Origin of the sequence: Thauera sp. 63 (genome assembly GCF_000310165.2) — a bacterium.
Classification (GTDB): Bacteria; Pseudomonadota; Gammaproteobacteria; order Burkholderiales; family Rhodocyclaceae; genus Thauera; species Thauera humireducens.
The window spans coordinates 1-2,032 of record NZ_AMXC01000071.1 but is presented as its reverse complement, the minus strand read 5'-3'; the positions used below and the strand labels follow the sequence as shown (position 1 = coordinate 2,032).

The 2,032-nt window shown below is 69.9% G+C and carries 2 protein-coding genes; both read right to left on the bottom strand.

From position 1 onward, the window contains the following. On the bottom strand, positions 1-1,254 hold a 1,254-nt coding region (locus tag C664_RS19955; protein WP_038012696.1), incomplete at its 3' end, for an ATP-binding protein. Between the two features lie 189 nt (positions 1,255-1,443). Beyond that, positions 1,444-2,032: DUF3306 domain-containing protein (locus C664_RS20490; protein ID WP_004294449.1), on the bottom strand; the 589-nt coding region annotated here is incomplete at its 5' end.

Genomic DNA, 2,032 nt, shown 5'->3' with positions numbered 1-2,032 from the left:
CAGGCCGCGGCCGCGCCGCGCGAGCCGGCCGATGGCGGCGGTGCCGGCCTCGGCGGAATGGAACAGGATGCAGGCCTCCTTGCCGCCGGCCTGCGCGTACTCGGCCAGCAGCGTCTTCACCCGCTGCCCGACGTCCGGCACGCGCGGAAACTGGAAGCCCAGCGCGCCCGACGGACACACCGTGCTGCAGGTGCCACAGCCCTTGCACAGGTAGGGATCGACCGCGATCACGTCGCCATTGGAGCGGATCGCCTCGGTAGCGCAGACTTCGATGCAGTTCGTACAGCCTGTCTTCTTCGAGCGGCTGTGCGCGCACAGGCCGGCGTCGAAGGCGACGTAGCGCGGCTTCTCGAACTCGCCGACGAACTCGCCCAGCGCCTGCACCGCCAGCGCCTGCTCGAACGGGTCGCGGCCCGGTGCCGCATAGCCGTCGGGCAGCTCGACGCGCTTCAGCAAGGGCTCGGCGGACAGGTCCAGCACCAGGTCGAAGCGCTCGCTGCGGGCGACATCCTTGCGCGCAAAGTCGATCGCGCCGATCTCGCCACAGGCGGCGACGCAGGCGCGGTGGCTGCGACAGGCGTCGAGATCGACCTGCAGGTCGAAACCGATGGCGCCTTCCGGGCAGGCCTTGACGCAGGCGTTGCAGCGCACGCACAGCTCGAGGTCGATCGGGTTCTGCTGCGCCCAGTGCAGCTCGAAGGCGCCGAGGTGACCGGACAGCTTCACCGGCTTGCCCGACCACACCGGGTATTCATTGACGGCCGGCAACTCGACCTCCCCGGTGCGCTGGGTGATCAGCACCGCAGGTTCGAAGCTGCCCGCCAGGCGCTCGGCCCAGCCCAGCGCCGCACCCGCCTCGCCGATGATCAACAGGCTGCGGCCGGCGCGCATCTGCACCGCAGGCACCGGCTCCGGTTCCGGCAAAGTGGTCGCGGCGGCGATCAGCGCGGCGAGCTTGGGCGTGGCCTGCGCGGAGTCGGCCGACCAGCCGGCGTTCTCGCGCAGGTTGAAGAAGTGGATGCGCTGGCCGGCCTGCTGCGATTCGGCCAGCTCGCCGAACAGTGCGGTTTCCTGCGTACAGGACACGAAGACCTCGCGCCCGGCGGCCAGGTCATTTTCCAGCGCGGGCAACTCGGCGCCGCACAGCGCGTGATGGCACGACAGCGCGCCCGACGCAGCGGCCAGCCGCTCGGCGTCGAGACTGAAGCTGCGATTGCAATCGCAGAGATGGATCTGTTTCTGGGTGTTCTGCATCGATGCATCCATTTGATCGGTTCACCACAAGCACTCGCCGGGCCAGCAAGTCATCAAGGATTGGCCCCACAAGCAACCGCAAAGGCACGTCGGGCAACCATCCGAAACCGCGTGCGCGACAAATTGTCCATTCCGCGCCGTTTTGTCCCGATCGGCGTACACCGATCGCCGCGCGTGCGATGCTGGCCCTCAGCCCGCGCGCTCATCCCGGTTGCCGGCCGGCGCCGTCTCGCCGACCGGGCGGTCGTCGCCCTCACCGGAAGACACGCCGCCACCGGTACGAGCCGGGTCGCAGCCAGCCTCGTCCTGCACGCCCGCTTCAGCCCCCGAGGGCACGACCTCGGGGGCCCTCACCGGTGGCGAGGCCAAGTCAGCCGCCGCCTGCGTCTCCGTCTCGGCAGGCGCGTCCGGCTCACCCAGCCACTCGCGCGCGTGCTTGAGCTTCTCCATCATCGACGGCGGAATCGGGTCGGCGATCGAGTAATCGTCGATGTAGATGTCCAGCCCGTCCATCTGGTTGAAATGCGGATCGGCGAAGAGCTTCTTCAGCGCCTGCCTGCGCAGCGACTCGCTGACCTCCTCCTTCAGGAAGGCGGTGAAATCGGACGCCAGCGTCAGCTCCTCGACCGGCGGCAGTGCAGCCTCGACGGCAGCACGGTCCCGCGCCTCAGCGCTCGCGCCTGCAGGCGGCACCGCCGGCGCCGGTGCTGCGGCGGGGGCGGCCGCGACCTCCACGGTCACGTCCGCGTCGGCCGCCGTGGGCTGGCTGGCGGCCTCG